The organism is Pseudomonadota bacterium (assembly GCA_027624715.1).
Taxonomy (GTDB): Bacteria; Pseudomonadota; Gammaproteobacteria; order Burkholderiales; family Eutrophovitaceae; genus Eutrophovita.
Map to the genome: position 1 here is coordinate 239,051 of JAQBTV010000001.1, position 19,095 is coordinate 258,145.

18 protein-coding genes are annotated in these 19,095 nt (G+C 45.4%); 1 reads left to right on the forward strand and 17 read right to left on the reverse strand.

Features of this window, described 5'->3' with window-relative positions:
- Nucleotides 1-33 precede the first annotated feature (33 nt).
- The gene (locus O3A65_01250) at nt 34-429 is read left to right on the forward strand and encodes a hypothetical protein (protein ID MDA1331087.1); all 396 of its coding nucleotides are present in this window, start codon (nt 34-36) and stop codon (nt 427-429) included.
- Here O3A65_01250 and lpxC read toward each other — a convergent pair whose 3' ends face one another.
- From lpxC to mraZ, 17 genes are all read right to left on the reverse strand, one after another.
- Nucleotides 430-1,341, reverse strand: a complete 912-nt coding sequence (gene lpxC, locus O3A65_01255; GenBank protein ID MDA1331088.1) for a UDP-3-O-acyl-N-acetylglucosamine deacetylase — start codon at nt 1,339-1,341, stop codon at nt 430-432.
- A 154-nt stretch (nt 1,342-1,495) separates the two neighbouring features.
- The gene (gene ftsZ / locus O3A65_01260; protein ID MDA1331089.1) at nt 1,496-2,650 is read right to left on the reverse strand and encodes a cell division protein FtsZ; all 1,155 of its coding nucleotides are present in this window, start codon (nt 2,648-2,650) and stop codon (nt 1,496-1,498) included.
- A 71-nt stretch (nt 2,651-2,721) separates the two neighbouring features.
- Nucleotides 2,722-3,990 (reverse strand): cell division protein FtsA, encoded by a 1,269-nt coding sequence (gene ftsA, locus O3A65_01265; GenBank protein ID MDA1331090.1) that lies wholly within the window; start codon nt 3,988-3,990, stop codon nt 2,722-2,724.
- 2 nt (nt 3,991-3,992) lie between these two features.
- Entirely contained in the window at nt 3,993-4,706 is a 714-nt protein-coding gene (locus O3A65_01270) for a cell division protein FtsQ/DivIB (protein ID MDA1331091.1), read from the reverse strand.
- Nucleotides 4,696-5,598, reverse strand: a complete 903-nt coding sequence (locus tag O3A65_01275; GenBank protein MDA1331092.1) for a D-alanine--D-alanine ligase — start codon at nt 5,596-5,598, stop codon at nt 4,696-4,698. Before O3A65_01275 ends, O3A65_01270 begins: the two co-directional genes overlap by 11 nt.
- Nucleotides 5,599-5,612: 14 nt before the next feature.
- Entirely contained in the window at nt 5,613-6,473 is an 861-nt protein-coding gene (gene murB, locus O3A65_01280; GenBank protein ID MDA1331093.1) for a UDP-N-acetylmuramate dehydrogenase, read from the reverse strand.
- 45 nt (nt 6,474-6,518) lie between these two features.
- Nucleotides 6,519-7,946, reverse strand: a complete 1,428-nt coding sequence (gene murC / locus O3A65_01285; GenBank protein ID MDA1331094.1) for a UDP-N-acetylmuramate--L-alanine ligase — start codon at nt 7,944-7,946, stop codon at nt 6,519-6,521.
- The gene (gene murG / locus O3A65_01290) at nt 7,943-9,004 is read right to left on the reverse strand and encodes an undecaprenyldiphospho-muramoylpentapeptide beta-N-acetylglucosaminyltransferase (GenBank protein MDA1331095.1); all 1,062 of its coding nucleotides are present in this window, start codon (nt 9,002-9,004) and stop codon (nt 7,943-7,945) included. The genes murC and murG overlap by 4 nt, the downstream gene beginning before the upstream one ends.
- The gene (ftsW, locus tag O3A65_01295) at nt 9,001-10,179 is read right to left on the reverse strand and encodes a putative lipid II flippase FtsW (protein MDA1331096.1); all 1,179 of its coding nucleotides are present in this window, start codon (nt 10,177-10,179) and stop codon (nt 9,001-9,003) included. Before ftsW ends, murG begins: the two co-directional genes overlap by 4 nt.
- Entirely contained in the window at nt 10,179-11,588 is a 1,410-nt protein-coding gene (murD, locus tag O3A65_01300) for a UDP-N-acetylmuramoyl-L-alanine--D-glutamate ligase (protein MDA1331097.1), read from the reverse strand. Before murD ends, ftsW begins: the two co-directional genes overlap by 1 nt.
- Before the next feature lie 22 nt (nt 11,589-11,610).
- On the reverse strand, nt 11,611-12,696 hold the full coding sequence (gene mraY, locus O3A65_01305; protein MDA1331098.1) for a phospho-N-acetylmuramoyl-pentapeptide-transferase: 1,086 nt from the start codon (nt 12,694-12,696) through the stop codon (nt 11,611-11,613).
- Nucleotides 12,697-12,706: 10 nt separating this feature from the next.
- The gene (gene murF, locus O3A65_01310) at nt 12,707-14,086 is read right to left on the reverse strand and encodes a UDP-N-acetylmuramoyl-tripeptide--D-alanyl-D-alanine ligase (protein MDA1331099.1); all 1,380 of its coding nucleotides are present in this window, start codon (nt 14,084-14,086) and stop codon (nt 12,707-12,709) included.
- Nucleotides 14,079-15,638, reverse strand: coding sequence for a UDP-N-acetylmuramoyl-L-alanyl-D-glutamate--2,6-diaminopimelate ligase (locus O3A65_01315; GenBank protein MDA1331100.1), 1,560 nt, complete (start codon nt 15,636-15,638; stop codon nt 14,079-14,081). Before O3A65_01315 ends, murF begins: the two co-directional genes overlap by 8 nt.
- Nucleotides 15,635-17,368, reverse strand: coding sequence for a penicillin-binding protein 2 (locus O3A65_01320; GenBank protein MDA1331101.1), 1,734 nt, complete (start codon nt 17,366-17,368; stop codon nt 15,635-15,637). The genes O3A65_01315 and O3A65_01320 overlap by 4 nt, the downstream gene beginning before the upstream one ends.
- Entirely contained in the window at nt 17,365-17,649 is a 285-nt protein-coding gene (gene ftsL / locus O3A65_01325; GenBank protein ID MDA1331102.1) for a cell division protein FtsL, read from the reverse strand. The genes O3A65_01320 and ftsL overlap by 4 nt, the downstream gene beginning before the upstream one ends.
- Entirely contained in the window at nt 17,646-18,617 is a 972-nt protein-coding gene (rsmH, locus tag O3A65_01330; GenBank protein ID MDA1331103.1) for a 16S rRNA (cytosine(1402)-N(4))-methyltransferase RsmH, read from the reverse strand. The genes ftsL and rsmH overlap by 4 nt, the downstream gene beginning before the upstream one ends.
- The gene (mraZ, locus tag O3A65_01335; protein ID MDA1331104.1) at nt 18,607-19,050 is read right to left on the reverse strand and encodes a division/cell wall cluster transcriptional repressor MraZ; all 444 of its coding nucleotides are present in this window, start codon (nt 19,048-19,050) and stop codon (nt 18,607-18,609) included. Before mraZ ends, rsmH begins: the two co-directional genes overlap by 11 nt.
- Nucleotides 19,051-19,095: the final 45 nt, after the last annotated feature.

Here is a 19,095-nt window from a genome sequence, read left to right on the forward strand (position 1 = left end):
GGCATTAAAAATTAATCCTGCAAGACATTGTTTATGCCAAAAAATACGAATATTGCCAATATTATTAAAAACCATTCAGACCTGACGCGCCTGCAGCGTCAAATCGACACCATGGAAATCGTGCGAGCAGAGATTGGAGTAATTCTCCCCAAAAATATTCAAAATAAAGTGGAGATTGTTTTAGCCACACCAAAAACATTAACTATTTTTACTGGTACCCAGATCATTGGTGCGAAAATCAGGCAAATGTCACCTACGGTACTCCACCACATTCAGAATAAGAAAGGATGTGAAATGGTTGAGACAATTGAGATTAAAGTGACGCCTAACGCAAGCTCTATGCCTAAAGGGAAACGAAAGACGTTAAATCACACGCAGAGTACCTTGGGATTCATTGACGAGATGAGGAAAAAATTACTTAAATTGTAGTCAGGCCCCCTGTAAGTTGGAGTGCAAAAATCCCGGTAGATTATCTTTTTGTAGAAATTCGACTTGCTCCCAAGCAGACTCATTCTCTACTAACTTACGCAGTAACTTATTGTTCAACTCATGACCAGATTTATGAGCTGAAAACGCACCAATTAAAGGCCTCCCCAGCAAATATAGATCGCCAATAGCATCAAGTGCTTTATGCTTAACGAACTCATCGTCATACCTCAACCCATCTGCGTTCAGTATTCGATATTTATCCATCACAATAGCGTTTTCAAAACTTCCGCCGAGTGCCAATCCCTGGGAACGCAACATTTCAACATCCTGCGTGAATCCAAAAGTTCTCGCACGGCTGATTTCTTTCACATACGAAGTAGTTTGGAAGTCCAATGAAACTGATCTATTTTTATCAGCAAATGCTGGGTGCTTAAAATCAATAGTGAAATCAATTTTGAATCCATTATATGGCGAAAAAGAAACCCACTTATCACCGTCATCAACACGAATATCACTCTTAATGCGGATGAATCTCTTCAGTGCTGACTGTTGCTCAATTCCCGCTGATTGAATCAAGAAAACAAAAGGTGATGCGGATCCATCCATGATAGGGACTTCAGCCGCGGTTAAATCAACATATACGTTATCGATTCCCAAGCCACACAATGCGGACATCAAGTGCTCTACAGTTTGAACTTTAACCCCTTGATACTCGAGGCATGAGGAAAGACGGGTATCGACCACGAAAAATGGATCTGCCTTAATGTCTACAACTGGGTTTAGATCGATGCGCCTGAACACAACGCCTGTATTTGGCGCAGCTGAACGGAGCGTGAGCGTAACCGTTTTCCCCGTATGTAAACCGATACCCGTGGCTTTAACTAAATTCTTTAAAGTGCGTTGATAGATCATCTTCGGTTAGTAAGTTTAATCAATACAAGCTCAAAAAAGACAGATGACATTGTTAGGCTTGCGGACGAATTCTAAGTTCTAATCTTTTGACCATGATATCAAAAATTCAGGCAAATCCATTGTAAGCACCCAGATGACCTTAATCTCGAATACTTCAATCGGCTTGATGGCGCAAAAAAGCCGGTATGTCCAAATCTTCAACCCCAGTCTGTCGCAGCGCAGTTACAGCCGCTTGACGTCCTCTTCTTCTAATTACTGCTGGCGTATCTGGATCTTCACGCATCACATCTTCTAAAACGTCATTATACGTGCCGTTTCTTACCAAAGAAACGGGCATAACCCTTGCCCTGCTTTCACCACCACCAATTCCAGTAGCCACAATCGTGACTCGTAAATCATTATCTAAACCTTCATCAATAACCGTGCCAACAATAATGGTCGCATCCTCAGCGGTAAATTTTCTAATCGTTGCCATGACCTCGTTAACTTCCTTCATCTTCAGATTCTTACCAGAAGTGATGTTAACCAGGACACCTCTCGCACCATGCAGATCGACACCCTCTAATAAGGGGCTTGCAACAGCACCTTCCGCAGCTCTTTTTGCTCGATCATCCCCAGAAGCCATATGCGACCCCATCATGGCCATACCCATCTCCGACATAACAGTTTTCACATCAGCGAAGTCAACATTCACTAACCCTGGGCACTTTATGACCTCAGCAATACCAGATACAGCACCGTATAACACGTCATTGGCCGCTTCAAATGCATCTAACAACGACACATCGTCCCCAAGTACGGCCATCAATCTATCATTGGGAATGACAATTAAAGAATCCACATATTTCGTTAGCTCTGCTAATCCCTCAGATGCTATTTTTTCGCGCTTACCTTCGAAGGCAAACGGTTTAGTCACTACCGCTACCGTTAAGATACCTAACTCCTTAGCGACTTGAGCAAAGATTGGAGCGGCTCCGGTGCCAGTCCCCCCACCCATGCCAGCAGTCAGGAACACCATATCAGCACCGTCAATTAATTCTGCGATTGCCTCGCGATCCTCTAAGGCTGCTTGCCGCCCAACCTCTGGATTTGCCCCAGCCCCTAAACCTTTAGTGATTTGAGTTCCCAACTGAACTGTACGTTCAGATTTGTTGCGAGATAGCGCCTGTGCATCAGTATTTGCAGAAATAAATTCAACACCGTCAACACCCCTTTTTATCATATGGTCTACAGCATTACCGCCGCAGCCGCCAACTCCGATAACTTTTATAACCGCCTCTTGCGATTGGCTATCTAGGATCTCGAACATATGGACAACTCCTCAGTCTTAATTCGTGTCGTTAGTGTACCAATTACTTCTTTCTTAAACTAGTTACATCATCAAAAATTTGTCTCAAACCAGCGTTTCGTTTTAGATACTAACGCTTTCACTGCGCCGTTCTTCATTTGATCTATCTTTTGTTTCTCTGTATAAAAAACTCCAGCCCTTAAAAGGCCCGCAGACGTCGAATAACGTGGGTTACGAATAACCTCCGCCAAAGAGCCAGTGTAAGTCGGCGCGCCAAGCCGAACAGGCATGTGGAGAACCTCTTCGCCGAGCTCCACCATCCCTTCCATCCCGCTGCTACCTCCGGTAATTACAATCCCAGAAGACAAGAGTTCTCCCAAGCCACTCTTACTAATTTCCGCCAAAACCAAGCTATATAATTCCTCCACCCGAGGCTCGATAACCTCAGAAAGCATTTGTCGCGATAGCCTCTTTGGAGGACGATCACCCACTCTAGGCACCTCGATGGTCTCGCTTGAATCTGCGAGTCCACGCAGAGCGCATCCATAACGTCGCTTAATATCCTCCGCTTCCTTAGTCGGCGTTCGAAAAGCCATCGCAATATCGCTCGTTACTTGGTCGCCAGCGATTGGAATAACCGCTGTATGCCGAATCGCTCCTTGCGTAAAAATTGCTATATCACTTGTCCCGCCCCCAATATCAATGAGACAAACGCCTAAGTCTTTCTCATCCTCAGACAGCACCGCCATGGCGGATGCTAAGGGCTGCAAAATTAATTCACCGACTTCCAAGCCGCATCGGCGTATACACTTAAGAATATTTTGCGCGGCCGATACCGCTCCCGTCACAATATGCACCTTTACTTCTAAGCGCATACCAGACATAGCTAAAGGTTCTCGAACATCTTCTTGGCCATCAATAGCAAACTCTTGGTTAAGGACATGGAGAATTTGTTGATCCGAGGGTATTGGAATCGCCCGAGCAGTTTCTAAAACTCGATCAATATCAACTTGAGTCACTTCATCACCCTGAATTGCAACCATGCCGTGAGAGTTAAAACTTTTAATATGGCCACCAGCAATTCCCGTCCAAACCTGTTTGATTTTTCGGTCAGCCATCAGCTCTGCCTCTTCAACCGCACGCTGAATTGCATTCACCGTAGACTCTATATTGACAACAACGCCTTTTTTCATCCCTTGAGACGTAGAGCTCCCAAGTCCAATGATCTCGTATTGGCCATCTTCCCTAAGCTCAGCAACAACCGCGGCTATCTTCGACGTACCAATATCTAGAGCAACAATAATGTCAGCGTATTGAGGTTTAGCCTTAGCTCCGTTTATCGCCCAATCAATATTTTTCATATTTAGGATCCATCCTTCCGACTAACGGTTGCATTAACTGCGAAACCATTCGTATATCTTAAATCGGCGTACTTAACAGGCTGTTTAAACCGCAGCTCAACATCTGGTAAAAACCTCATGAATCTCTCCAATCGAGACTCTACATTTTCTTTCCCAAAAGCAACCACAATCCCGCTAGAGAGACGACCATACCAAGACTGATGTTTTGTTAACCGTAATCGATCGATCCTAACTGCATGCGGTTCCAGCATTGCCGACAGGCTTAAATACTTCCTTACAACGGCAATATGCTGCCCATCAGGCCCTTCGAGAATAGGTAACTTTGCATCCAATGCCCCCTCAAAAAGCTTACCCGAACCATCCAAAAGTCCACCACCTTCCCAACGTGCTATTGCATTCTTCTCTGTGACAAAAACTTCAATAGCATCCGGCCAAATTCTTTTAATTTGTACAGTATTAATCCAAGGCAAGCGCTCAAGCGAGTCTTTCGCCTCCCTTAAATTCAAATTAAAAAAACCACCCTTAAAACGTTTTGTGACAATTGATTCTAACTGTTCACGCGAAACATGATCGATATCACCAATGAAGTTGATACGACTTACCTGAAAAAACTCTAAATTAACACCCGCATTAAAGACAGCTTGACAAAGATACAAGCACAAAAGGAGCAATAACCCATAGCTAATCTTGTTTAATGCTCTATAGTTATGCCACATCGCAGCCCCTCAAGATTTCAAGAACTAATTGTTCAAAGGTTAGGCCGGATTCTAGCGCGGCCATAGGCACTAAACTATGTCCAGTCATTCCAGGAACCGCATTGACCTCTAAAACCCAAGGCAATCCAGCTCGATCGAGCATCACGTCAACCCTGCCCCAACCCGAACAACCCAGAACCTCAAAAGCCCTCATCGCAATATTCTGTGTGTTACGGACAATACTGGGGTCCAATCCAGAAGGACAAAAATACTTCGTTTCCTCCGAATGGTATTTGGCTTGATAATCATAATTGTTATTTAGAGCCACAATTCGAACTACAGGTAAAGGCTCTCCATTTAACACCGCTACCGTTAATTCATCACCATCTATAAATTGTTCAGCAATTACTGTGGCATCATATTTTCTAGCTAGATCAAATGCCGCTTTAGCATCTTGTATTCGTGTGATCTTGGTGATACCAATCGTAGATCCTTCTCGAGACGGCTTTACCACTAACGGTAGCCCCAAATCTACAATAACTGTCAATAACTCCTCAACCGTTCGCACCAATGAAAAACTTGGCGTAGGAACACCACAACCCTGAAATATCAGTTTAGATCGCCATTTATCCATTGCGAGCGCACACGCTGAAACGCGGCTACCCGAGTATGGGATATCTAAAGTCTTAAGTAATCCCTGGATGGCGCCATCCTCACCGCCTCGTCCATGCAACATTATCATTGCTCTATCTATCTTTGAAGTCAGCAAATCTATGGCTCCATCCTGAGCCGTATCAATCAACTTCGCGTCGATGCTTTGACTGATTAAAGCTTCGTAAACAGCAGTTCCAGAATTAAGAGAAACCTCTCGCTCTGAAGAGCTACCGCCGCAGAGAACTCCCACTACCCCCATCGCCTTAGCGTTAATCAACAATGGTCTCCCATAATATGAACCTCTCTTTTCAATCGAATGCCTGATTTAAGTTCCACTTCAGATTGAACTTCAAAGATCAAATCTTCAATGTTTTTCGCATTTGCCCCACCATTATTAATGATGAAATTAGCGTGCTTATCGGAGACTACAGCCGCGCCGTTAGAACGACCTTTTAACCCATTACTTTCAATGAGTCTTGCTGCAAAATCTCCATCGGGATTCCTAAATACAGAGCCAGAGTTTGGTTTGCTCAATGGTTGCTCTCGAACTCTTCGCCTCAAAAGTTCGCTGATTCTAGCTCTAGACTTCTGGCCATCACCCGCGGTAAAGCTAAACCAAGCACCAATGAAAAACTCTTTTTCTTCAAACTTTGGACTGACCTTTCGATAACTCACTAAATAGTCTAAAGGGGTCCTTTCTTTTATCTCTCCATTCAGTGCGATAGTCCTCACTCGTTGAACGCAATCCCAAGTCTCTGAGCCATAACAACCCGCGTTCATTGCCAACGCACCACCTACAGAGCCAGGAATACCAGCCATAAACTCTCCGCCCTCAAAACCCTTATTCGCGGAAAACCGAGCCAATTTGGGTAGCGCCACTCCTGAGCTAGCATAGAACAAAGCCTCTACTCCGTAACCCGAAATAGATAACTCGGAAAGTCCTCGATGCGTAAACACGACAAGCGCCGCAAGACCTCCATCACGAATAAGCAGATTACTTCCAAGCCCAACAAACACGATAGGCAGATCAGGAAAAGAATGCCGCCCAAGGAATAACGAAAGGTCCTCTTCAGACGAAGGCGCATAACCAAATCTTGCCGCCCCCCCAGCTCGCCAAGCGGTCTGCCGACTCATTGGTATATTCTCTAATAATGTCGCCTGAGGATTCATATCTAGAGTCTAGGTCTCGCTCCGTTGGACACATTTTAACCGTTCGCTATTAGCCACTATACTTGCAGCAAGAGAACCAATCGTACCCGCACCCATAGTGATAACAAGGTCGCCATCTTCAACTAACTCTACGAGCAGCTGACCAGCATCCTCAACGCCCGGAACACAAACCGGATTCAAGTCGGAAAACATTCTGATCGACCTGGCAATTCCAGAACTATCGACTCCAACAATAGGAAGCTCACCCGCAGCATAGATATCGGTAAGAATCAGCACGTCAGCTTTACTCAACACTCTGACAAAGTCGTCAAAGCAGTCCCTAGTGCGCGTATATCGATGCGGTTGGAACACGAGCACCAACCGATTGTTCGGATAAGCCTCTCGGATTGCTGCCAACGTAGGCTCAACCTCGTTCGGATGATGACCATAATCATCATATAGCGTCACCTCCTTCTCGTTGATTGTGAGGCTACCATAGCTCTCCATCCTCCGCCCGACGCCTTGAAATGACTCCAGCGCAAGACAAATAACATCATCACTAACACCCAACTCTGTCGCCAGAGCAATTGCAGCAAGGCTGTTCAGTACGTTATGATGACCCAAACAGTTCAAACGAATCTTCAGTGGGGGGTAAAGTTTAGGCCCTAAATTTCGCTCAACCGTAAAACACATTTTTCCGTCTACTCGCTTAGGCACGCCAGACCTGATTTGCGCCTCTCTATCAAAACCGTAGGTGATGAAATGCCTAGATAAACCGGGCAAGATCTCTTTAATACCAGGATCATCTAGGCATAACACAGCAGTTCCGTAAAACGGAATACGGGAAATAAAATCCAAGAACGCTTGTTTGAGACGCTCATAATCATGGTCGTATGCCTCAAGATGATCACGATCAATATTTGTCACAACACAAATTACTGGCTGCAGGAGCAGGAATGATGCATCAGATTCATCAGCCTCAACAACAATAAAATCACCCTCACCTAAGCGTGCATTAGTTCCTGCAGACGCAAGTCGACCACCGATAACATAAGTTGGATCCATACCTGACTCTGCCAAAACACTTGCCACCAAGCTTGTAGTCGTCGTCTTGCCATGAGTGCCTGCGATGGCAATGCCTTGCTTGAATCGCATCAATTCCGCGAGCATCATCGCCCTTGGGACGACGGGGATTCTTCTGCGCTTTGCCTCGATAACCTCAGGGTTTTGGGTATCAATGGCTGAAGATGTAACTAAAACATCTACATTACTCACATTCTCAAGACTGTGCCCAATGACGATCACAATGCCCAAGGCTCTTAATCGTATTACAGCGGGTGATTCTCGTAAATCAGATCCAGATACTACATAGCCGAGATTAGATAAAACTTCAGCAATCCCGCTCATCCCGACACCACCGATGCCCACAAAGTGTATCGACTTGACCTTATATTTCACAGAACTAAATCCTCTATGTGTTGCCCTACGGAAGTTGATGCCCCCTGCTCGCTCCCCATTCTGGCCTTTACCCCCATCATCATGAGTTCGGTGCGATTGAGCTTCACTAAGTATCTGGCCAATAAATCTGGAGAAATTGTAGCCTCATCAATGATAATCGCAGCCCCAAGTTTTTCCAAAAACTCACTATTCTTTGTTTGATGGTCATCGACAGCAAACGGATAAGGCACAAGGATACTAGCGACCCCGACAGCAGAGATCTCAGAAACCGATAACGCTCCGGCACGCGAGATGACTAAGTCCGCTTGTGAATAAGCGAAAGGCATATCTTCTATGAACTCAGACAAAGTAGCTTCAACCCCTAATTGATCGTATAACTTTTGTAGTTCCGTCAAATTGGACCGTCCCACCTGATGAACAACGTGTGGTCGATTGTCTTTGTCCATCTGAGAAATCGTAACTGGCAGGGTTTCATTGAGCTTTTTAGCCCCTAAACTACCTCCAACAACAAGGATCCTTAAGCGCCCTTCTCGCTCGCCATATCGAATCTCTGGAGGTCGGATATTTTCGAACCCCAGCCTCAATGGGTTGCCGACGTAAACACCTCTTCCAAGTGATCCCGGAAAACCAAGCAATACTTTTGTGCTGATTTTAGCAAGCAGTCGATTCGCTAGCCCAGGGATCGCATTCTGCTCATGGATGACTAGCGGACAACGGTTAAGAAAAGCGGCAATACCGCCAGGAACGCTGATGTATCCACCAAACCCAACGACTACGTCAGGTTTAATTTTTCTAAAAAATCGGATGACCTCTGCACAGGCAAATATCAAGTTTACCGGAAGGAACAGCCAGCGCAGAATGCCATTCCTTCTTAGCCCAGAAAACTTAATAAATAGCATTCTAGAAGGAGCTAGTTTGACTAATTGTTTTTCCAATCCTCTCGTACCACCAAGCCAAAAAATATCCCAATTTCTCTTTTCAAGATACTCGGCAACCGCAAGAGCAGGGAACACATGTCCGCCGGTGCCTCCTGCCATTATTAGAGCCCGTTTACTCAAAGGTTTACTCCTCTCATGAGGGCCCGATTTTCATACGCAATTCTGAAGATCACTCCGATCGCTAAGCAATTCATCATTAAACCACTACCTCCGAACGATAATAGCGGCAAAGTAATGCCCTTTGTTGGGAGTGCGCCAAGATTAACACCCATATTAATCAGAGCCTGAAGACCAAACCAAATAGCTATACCTTGCGCGACTAAAGCAGAAAAATACCGCTCTAAACGAGCAGCCTGATTACCGATCACAATCATTCTTAGGATTAACCATCCAAAAGCCGCCACAGTTACTGCTACCCCAACAAAACCCAGTTCCTCACCGATTATCGCAAGAATAAAATCCGTGTGAGGATCAGGCAAGTAATATAACTTATGAATACTGTGACCGAGGCCCGCACCGAAGAACCCCCCTTCTGCAAACGCCATAAGTGAATTACAGAGTTGATAACCAGCTTTATAGGGATCGTTGACGCAAGGATTTATAAATCCAAAAACACGCGCCGTACGATATTCCGACATAATAATCAAACCGACAAATGCTACACACAAAAGCAACCCCAAAACTGCAAACAACTTCCAGTTCATTCCTCCGAGAAAAAGCACACCCATCGCAATCGCAGTAATCACCACCAACGCACCGAAATCCGGCTCTCGCATAAGGAGAAATCCTGTTAAAACCATCACACCAAACAAGGGTAAAAAACCACGTTTAAAACTAGACATATGCACACCCTTCCTGATTGTGTAATCCGCCGCATAAATTACTACAGCTAATTTCATCAATTCAGAAGGCTGGAAACTAAAGCCCGCAAAACGAAACCAACGACTGCTACCTTTTACCTCATGACCTATCCAGGGAATGAGTACGAGAAGAAGCATGACGACACCTATTACAAACAAAACTGGCGCTATCCCCTCCCAATATCTCAATGGAATTTGCGTCGCCATAAGAGCTAACATCACTCCAACAGCCAATGAGAATATATGTCGAATAAGAAATCTATATGGGCTTCCGCCAACCAAAACAGAGTTATCAGCAATGGCTATAGATGAGGAATACACCATGACAACCCCCAAGCCAAGCAACCCTGCCGTTACCCAAAACAAAACTAAATCAAAATCATAAGACATGCTCTTTTGAGTTTTTTTTGACCAATTCACCAAATCAAACAACATTAACTCAAGCTCCTGACTGCATGCACAAACATGTCCCCACGATGCGCATAACTTTCAAACATATCAAAACTTGCACACCCTGGGGATAATAAAACAATATCTCCGGCTTCAGCCATTTCAGCCGAGAGTCGAACTGCATCCATCATGGTTGCCGCATCGAAGATTTGCGCACCAGCGTCCCTTAACGCATGCTTAATCAAATGCGCATCTTTACCCATTAAAACAACCGCTCTTGTTTTTTTGCAAACAGCCTCAACCAAGGGGGCAAAATTTTGTTTTTTCGAATCTCCGCCAAGAATTAGAACACAAGGCGCTGACAAACCAGAAATCGCAGCCAACGTGGCCCCTATGTTTGTAGCCTTTGAGTCATTGTAAAAGCGAACTCCTCCCACATCGGCAACCCACTGCATGCGATGATCCAAGCCTTCATAAGAAAGTAGTCCGCTCGCCAGACCCTCACGTCGAGGCAAAACCGTACTCGACAAGGCTAGAGCAGCCAACGCATTACTTACGTTATGAGATCCAGACACTTTCAGTCTGTCAGCTCGGCAAATCTTCTGCGCCCCACACACCAACCACTGATCCCCGTCAACCTGATCAACTCCCCAATCTCGATCACAATTAGGACGACTTAATCCAAATGTAACACTTGAATCCGACATCGGAACCGCACCAAAAACAATAGGATCATCGCGATTAACTACTCTCACTCCAGAACCTGAATATATGCGATATTTTGAAGCGGTATACGCCTCAAAATCCGGATAGCGATCCAAATGATCCTCAGAAATATTAAGCACGACCACAGCATCAAATACGAATGAACACATCGTATCAATCTGAAAACTAGATATCTCCATTACAAAAACATCAGGAAGCGCCCTATCCCCTTTGACTACTTGTGTCAAAACATCAAGAACAGGGAGGCCAATATTTCCAACCGCAACCGCATCAAGACCGCACGACTGGAGAATTCGCTCTACCATGCGGGTTACGGTACTTTTTCCATTAGTTCCTGTAATTGCGATCACTTTGGCTTTAAACCGACTGATATTCTCGCGGATAAAAATTTCAATATCTCCAATTACTGGTATCGCTGCATTTTTAAGTCTCTCCAGAGGAAGCGTCTCCGTTGGCACTCCAGGGCTAACAACAACCAAATCGATATCTGCAAAAAGCTGGTCTGAAAATGGCCCAGTTCGAAGAGTAATTTCGGGAAAATCTCTTTTCAAAAGACAAACACCTGGAGCATTGTCTCGGGAGTCTGCAAGTACAACTATGACTCCCTTTGAAATCAACCAACGCACGACCGACACACCTGTGGCCCCAGATCCTAGAACAAGGGCAACTTTGTCCTTAAGTGAGGAAAACACGTCCTTACTCAATTGATCAACGGGTCGACTCATCATATGCCTAAAAATCCAACAATTCCTATCTTAACTTCAACGTTGAAAGTCCAATCAATATCAACATCATCGTGATAATCCAAAAACGAACAACTACTTGATTCTCCTTCCAGCCTTTGAGCTCAAAGTGATGATGCAGGGGTGCCATGCGGAAAACTCTTCGACCTGTTAATTTGAAAGAGACCACTTGAATCACCACAGACAGAGTTTCTACAACGAACACTCCACCCATAATGAACAAAACAATTTCTTGTCTTACAATCACTGCCACAACACCAAGAGCGGCACCAATTGCTAACGCTCCAACATCCCCCATAAATACCTCTGCGGGGTAGGCATTGAACCAGAGAAACGCTAAGCCGGATCCTGCCAGAGCCGCACAAAAAATTGCTAACTCTCCCGTCCCGGGAATATATGGAAAACCAAGATAGCGTGAGAAATCCGCATGACCGACAATGTAAGCAAAAATTGCAAGCGCACTTGCGATCATTACGGCAGGCATGATCGCAAGGCCATCGAGTCCATCTGTCAAATTAACAGCATTACTGCTGCCTACAATGACTAAAAGGCTCAGAACAATAAAGCCCAATGTACCCAGGGGAATCGCAACATTTTTCAAAAAAGGCAATATTAAAGTTGTTTGCATACCAAGCTCTGTAGCATTCGCTAAATACAGCGCAGCGATCAGAGCCACGGCCGACTGATAGGCAAACTTATTCAGTGCAGAAAGACCATAGGGACTTCGCAGCACAACCTTTCGGTAGTCATCAATCAAGCCAATGATTCCAAAAGAAACTGTCACGAGCAAAACCACCCATACCCATTGGTTAGTCAAATCCGCCCAAAGAAGCGTCGTGATGGCTATAGCGACCAATATGAGGGCTCCTCCCATGGTAGGTGTCCCCGTTTTAACTTCGTGAGTTATAGGGCCATCGATCCTAATCGTTTGGCCAATCTTATAATCCGTCAACTTTTTGATCATTCGTGGACCTACAATGAATGAGATCACTAGCGCTGTTAGCGCCGCCATGATCGACCGTAACGTGATATAGGAAAAAACGTTGAAGATACTAGAGTATCTTTCTAGGTATAGCGCTAAAAATAATAACACTCAATTTCCTTTAATGATTCATCTGATCGACAGCTAATGCGTCACAAAAAAATTCCATTTTCATAAATCGAGAACCCTTTACCAAAACAGATGACCGGCCATCTAACTCAGACCTCAACTGAATCAATAAAGCGTCCCGAGATTCGTGATGAACGCCGCCCACACCAAAACTTATAACGGCCTTTTTTGAAAGTTCGCCGATACTGAGGAGAACATTGATACCTAGACTTTTCGCAAATTCACCAACTTGGTGGTGCAAAGCAGGTCCGAATTCCCCGAGCTCACCCATATCTCCTAGTACAACAATTTTTTTTCCGGACTCCGTTGCTAAATGTTCCAATGCGCGACAAACCGAATCAAAGTTCGCGTTATAGGTATCGTTGATAAGGATGTCGCCTGAATTCAACCGGGTTGTCTCGAGCCGACCCTTAACCCCCCCAAAAGACTCCAGCCCAATTTTGATCGACGAGTCAGAAACGCCCAAAGCAATCGCAGTAGCCGCTGCGGCAAGCGAATTTAAGACATTGTGCTTACCGCGAACATGCCAATTAACATCAATGACACGTCCGTCATATTGAATTTGCAAAACACTGTGCCCAGAGGACTGATACAACTTTCCGCACAAAAGAGAATTAGCCGTTTCACCAAAAGTAATGACAGAGCCACGTTGATACTGCCCGATCAGATAGTCAGCATACTGACCATCAGCCTCCACAATGAGCACCCCACCATCAGACAGCCCTACGATAACCTCTGATTTCGCCTCAGCAATAGCATCCTGCGAACCAAGCTCACCGATGTGAGCAGTTCCAATATTAGTAATAACTGCCACATCAGGCCGTACGATATTTGTTAAACGCTCTAATTCCCCTAGGTGATTCATCCCCATTTCAACCACGGCAAATGCATGGCCACTATTTAGCTCTAAAAGAGTGTGGGGCACACCAATTTCATTATTGAAATTCCCCTTAGTTGCAAGAACTTTATCCGGATCAACCTGCACGCGGAGAATATCAGCGATCATCTCTTTGACCGTCGTTTTCCCATTACTACCGGTGACGCCAACGACCTTGATGTGTTCGCTAAATTTATCTCTCCACCAACGAGACAACGCCCATAAACCCTGACGAGTGTCCTCGGTAATGATGCAGGCTTCTGAGCCCTGCAATACATACTGACAGGAATCTTGCGACACCATGCACGCTGAAGCTCCTTGATTGAAAGCTTCTTTAACGAAATCATGACCATCAAAATTGGGGCCTTTTAATGCAACATATAAGTCACCTTTTCTAATAGCACGGCTATCAGTAGAAACTCTCAATACTGCAGCTGAGGGATCACCTATGAGATGAGTTCCAGTATCCCTAGCGTAGTCACTGACCTTAAACACTCAAGGAATCCTGCAACGTATTAGGCCTAGGCCATAATGTGTTCAAGCACTCTTCAGCGACAAGATGATCACTAAAAGGAATCTTATTGCCAGAAATCTCTTGAAATGTTTCATGACCCTTTCCAGCAATAAGCACAACGTCTACCTCATTTGATAGTTCAATTGCGCGACTAATCGCAACCCGGCGATCCAACTCAACGATAAATTGGCCCTCTCTACCACAAATTATTTGGTCACAAATCTCTTCGGGCGTTTCGTCACGAGGATTATCGGTCGTCAATATGGCGATGTCAGAAAACTCCAGTACGGCATCTCCCATTCCGGGTCTTTTATCCTTATCTCTATCGCCCCCCGCACCAAAAACAGTAATCACACGCGCATCGGCTCGAATCAATGCTCTCAAGGTACTAAGCACTCTTCGTAACGCATCAGGTGTATGGGCATAGTCAACGTATACAAATCGATCGCATCCTTGCCCAACTCGCTGCAATCGACCTTCAGGATGCTTTAAGCCGCCGATAGCGTCACACACGCGATCAAAGCTCTCGCCTGAACACACAAGAGCTCCCAATACTGCCAGTAGATTACTGATATTAAACGCGCCAATGATGGAAGACTCTATCGCTCTTGAACCCCATAGGGTCTCTACATAAAACGATGACCCTTGGAGGCTCATTTTCAGGTTAGTAGCATGTATATCGGCCTTCGCACTCAGACAGCTGTATGTGACCACACCCTTATCATGGCGTCTGAGTGTGTTTGCCAGAAGCATACCAAAATCGTCATCAATATTAATAACGGCATGCGTTACACTACTGCACATAAACAATTGCGCTTTGGCCTTTGCATAATTCTCTAAGGTACCGTGGTAGTCGAGGTGATCATGAGATAAGTTGGTAAAAAGCGCGGTATCAATCTTTGTCCCATCAAGTCTATTTTGTGTCAAGGCATGAGATGAGGCCTCTATGGCGACGCAAGATACGCCCATTGCGCGAAGCTCACGAAAAGTACGCTGCATTGAAATAGCATCCGGCGTTGTCCGAACTTGATGAAGACCCGACTCAACCTTTTTGTTTAAAACTCTAGAGCCAAGCGTTCCTATACATGCGCTCTGACGCCCTAACAAAAATAATGCCTCAGCAAGCCAATTAGCGCAGGAAGTTTTTCCATTTGTGCCTGTCACACCAAAAATGTGGAGATCAGATGTTGGGTCGCCAAAAAAATTTGCCGCAAATTGACCCATCAACCCTCTGACATTCCTCCACTCGAGATTCGGTACTTTAAGGTTTGAATTCCAAATCCATCCGTCCTGCTCCCAAACGACCACCGAACAACCTTGTTTTATAGCCTCGGCTATGTGGATGCGTCCGTCTTGATTAGAACCAGGGTAGGCGAAAAAAAGATCTCCCATTTGGGTTGATCGACTGTCATTTGACAATCCTAATGGCACAACACCAAGCTTATGTAGTCGTTGCCTAAACTCGTCGTATTGATGATTGGGTAGTGCGGATAATCCAGATTGAACAAAGCGCTCAAAGGAAGATACGTTCATACTGGTCCTTGCAACGCATTCCTTTTTGCCTCTTGCCCTTTGATAAGGGCATCGGGTTTTATTCCTAGCGTCTTTAGCGCCTCCTCCATAACCTTTCGGAAAACTGGAGCGGCCACCAAACTACCGTAATATGCCCCATGACTCGGCTCCTCAACCACAACCGCTACAATCAAACGCGGATTAGACACTGGAGCAATGCCCACAAATGAAGACCGATATTTACCGTCCGCATATGAACCCTCGGATGCTACTTTCGCGGTACCTGTTTTTCCAGCCACTCGATAACCCGGAATGGCAGCACTTCCTCCTGTACCGCCATCATGAGTCACCTTCTCAAGCATTTGAAGTACTGCTTGCGCGGTATGTTCAGAGATGACACGGGTACCCTTTGCCGCCTGAGTTCGCTTCTCGAATGTGATTGGAACCAACATACCATTCCGAGCAAAAATTGAGTAAGCACGCGCCAACTGGAGCAGGCTCACCGAAATACCCATCCCATAAGAGATGGTTGCTTGCTCAATTGCTTTCCAGTTTTTTGGTGCCCTTAAAGAACCCGAGGCACTCCCAGGAAAACGAAGCCTTGGAGGCTGACCAAACCCAGATTGTGACAAGACCTCCCATAAATCATCCGCTTTCATCTTGCGCGCAATCTTCGCCGTTCCGACGTTCGAAGATTGTTGGATAATGTCTGTCACAGTCAGCAGGCTCTTCTCTGGGTGCGTATCTTTTATCGTACGATTACCTATGCGCAAGCTGCCATCCTCAATGTCAATTAATGTGTCGGGTGTTACGAATCTTCCCTCGAGGGCGGCAGCAATGGTGAACGGCTTTATAGTTGACCCCGGCTCGAATTGATCGGTGATGGCGCGATTACGTACTTCAGCAGGTTTAAAGGTTGAACGATTGTTGGGATTGAAGCTAGGCCAATTCGCAACTGCTAAAATCTCGCCTGTTACGACATCTAAAATAACAACGCTTGCAGATTTTGCGTCATGCTCGAGTACTGCATTTTTCGCCCCTGAAAACGCCAAATACTGTAGCGTTTGGTCAATTGAAAGTTCTAGCTCAGTACCGTTTTTGACCGCACTGATGATCGTGACTTCATCAACCACCTGAGCTTTGTTGTTCTGTGTGACCCGACGACTACCCGATTTGCCTGCAAGAGTCTCTTGGTAGGACTTCTCTAAACCCTCTATCCCTTTTTGATCATTATTCGTAAAACCCAGCAACTGCGCCATCGCCTCACCGCTTGGGTAATACCTTTTATATTTCGTTTCTATTCTCACGCCAGGTATTTTAAGTGACATCACTTGCGCAGCTATGTTCGGTGTAGTTTGTTTTTTTAACTCTACATATCGTTTCTTTTGCGACAACTTATGCTGGATATCCTTAACGTCCATACTCAATAATTTCGAGAGCTGATCGAGTTTTTCAGCCGGAATCTTGTCAAAAGCCACACGGGTGGGATCTGCAGCGATTATCTCGACTGCCGTGCTAATCGCTAATGCTTGTCCATTTCTATCGGTAATTGGCCCTCGATTCGCAATGAGATCTGGCGTTCTTGAATAGCGCTTCGCCGCCTCGGCTTGTAAAAAATCGTTATTGATAGCCTGAACGTAAAGAGCCCGCGCGGCTAGTGCCATAAATCCCAAAAACATCAGCGTTACCAGCAGGCGCGCTCTCCAAACTGGTAAACGGATATTTAGTGCTAACTGGGGTTTAGGCGTCATTGATCAGCACGCGCGGGAGGGGGAGGGGGAGGAAGTAAAACAGTGTCTTCTGATTTAGGGTACTTCATACCGAGCTTTTTAATTGCTAGCCGCTCAATCCTTGCTGGCGCAGCGAGGGTGCTCTTTTCTATAACCAGTCTCGCGTACTCCTGTCGAATTTTTAATGCTTTATTTTTTTCAATTTCAAGTTCACTTACCAATTTCCGAGTGTCGTGCCTTGCCGTCACCAATGAAAGAGCAGAGATAATTAGCAGCGCAAAAAGAAATAAACTTAATTTCACGAAACGCACCTCTCCGCCACTCTCATCGTAGCGCTGCGAGAACGCGGATTACGATCAATTTCCAAAATGGATGGGCGCACCGCCTTTCCCATAACTTTCAAGAGCGGCTTGGGTAAGTCAACCTCTCTAATCGGCATGCGATCAGGAACATTCGATTGCGACTCTCTGGCAAAGAAATGCTTTACCTTGCGATCTTCTAGGGAGTGGAAACTGATGATGACGAGACGCGCACCACCCAACAAAATAGACGTTACTTGACTTAAGAAATGGTCTAAATCCTCCATCTCTCGATTGAGATGAATTCGAATCGCTTGATAAGTCTTGGTTGCCGGGTTTTTTGAAGATTGAAATTTTTTAGGTATCGCACGCTCCACAACGTGTCCTAATTGCCGCGTCGTACTCAATCTCTCGAGGGCTCTTGCTGCAACAATAAATTTTGCAATTCTTGGCGCAAATCGCTCTTCTCCATAGATTCTGAGAATACGTATAATTTCGGACTCTGCTGCCGTGTTGATCCACTCCTCTGCCGTCATCCCAGAGTTGGTGTCCATCCTCATATCTAAAGGGCCATCGAGCGCAAAACTGAAACCCCGACCCGCCGTATCTAACTGCGGTGACGAAACTCCTAAATCTAATAAAATTCCATCTACTTGCTTAATTCCAATTTGGGCAAGGATGTTTTTGATATCTGCGAATGTACCTTGCACAATTCTAAAGTTGTTAGACTCAAACTTCTCTCCTTCAGCAATAGCTTGCGGGTCCTTATCGATTGCAACCAACAGGCCGTCGCCTTTCAATTTTTTAAGTATCTCTTTGGCATGCCCACCTCGGCCAAACGTCCCGTCCACATAAATTCCCTCAGGTTTAATATTCAATGACTCGATCGCCTCGAGTAACAGCACGGGAACATGTAGCGCACTACCCAGCTGACAAAAGGTTTCGCGACGATCACTAGGTTCAGAGCGCAAAATTTTCCATTCCAGGTGGCGGACTAGTGGGCCCATCGTCAAACTGCGAAATCTGCTTGTCCCAAGAAGACTCACTCCATAATTCAAAATGACTTCCCTGACCAACAAGCATCACGCGTTTTTCCAATCCCGCAAACTGACGCTGCGAGGCCGAGATCAAAACTCTTCCCGCGTTATCTAGCTCCATCTCCTCGGCAAAACCAACTAACAATCGCTTCCAAAGACTTAGTTTTGGATCAAAGCTTGAGAAGGTCATGATTTGCGCTCGAATGGGATTCCATGCTTCTACAGGATATAAAAGCAAGCATCGGTGCGGGTGTGAAGTAAGGATTAACTTATCTCTTTGTCCAGACGTTAATTGCTCCCGATGCTTGGTCGGAATAGCCAAACGCCCCTTGACATCCAGGTTAATCCCCACGACTCCTTGAAACATAAGCTCACCTAACTCTTATAGAGTAGAAGTACCCCTATTTTTCCC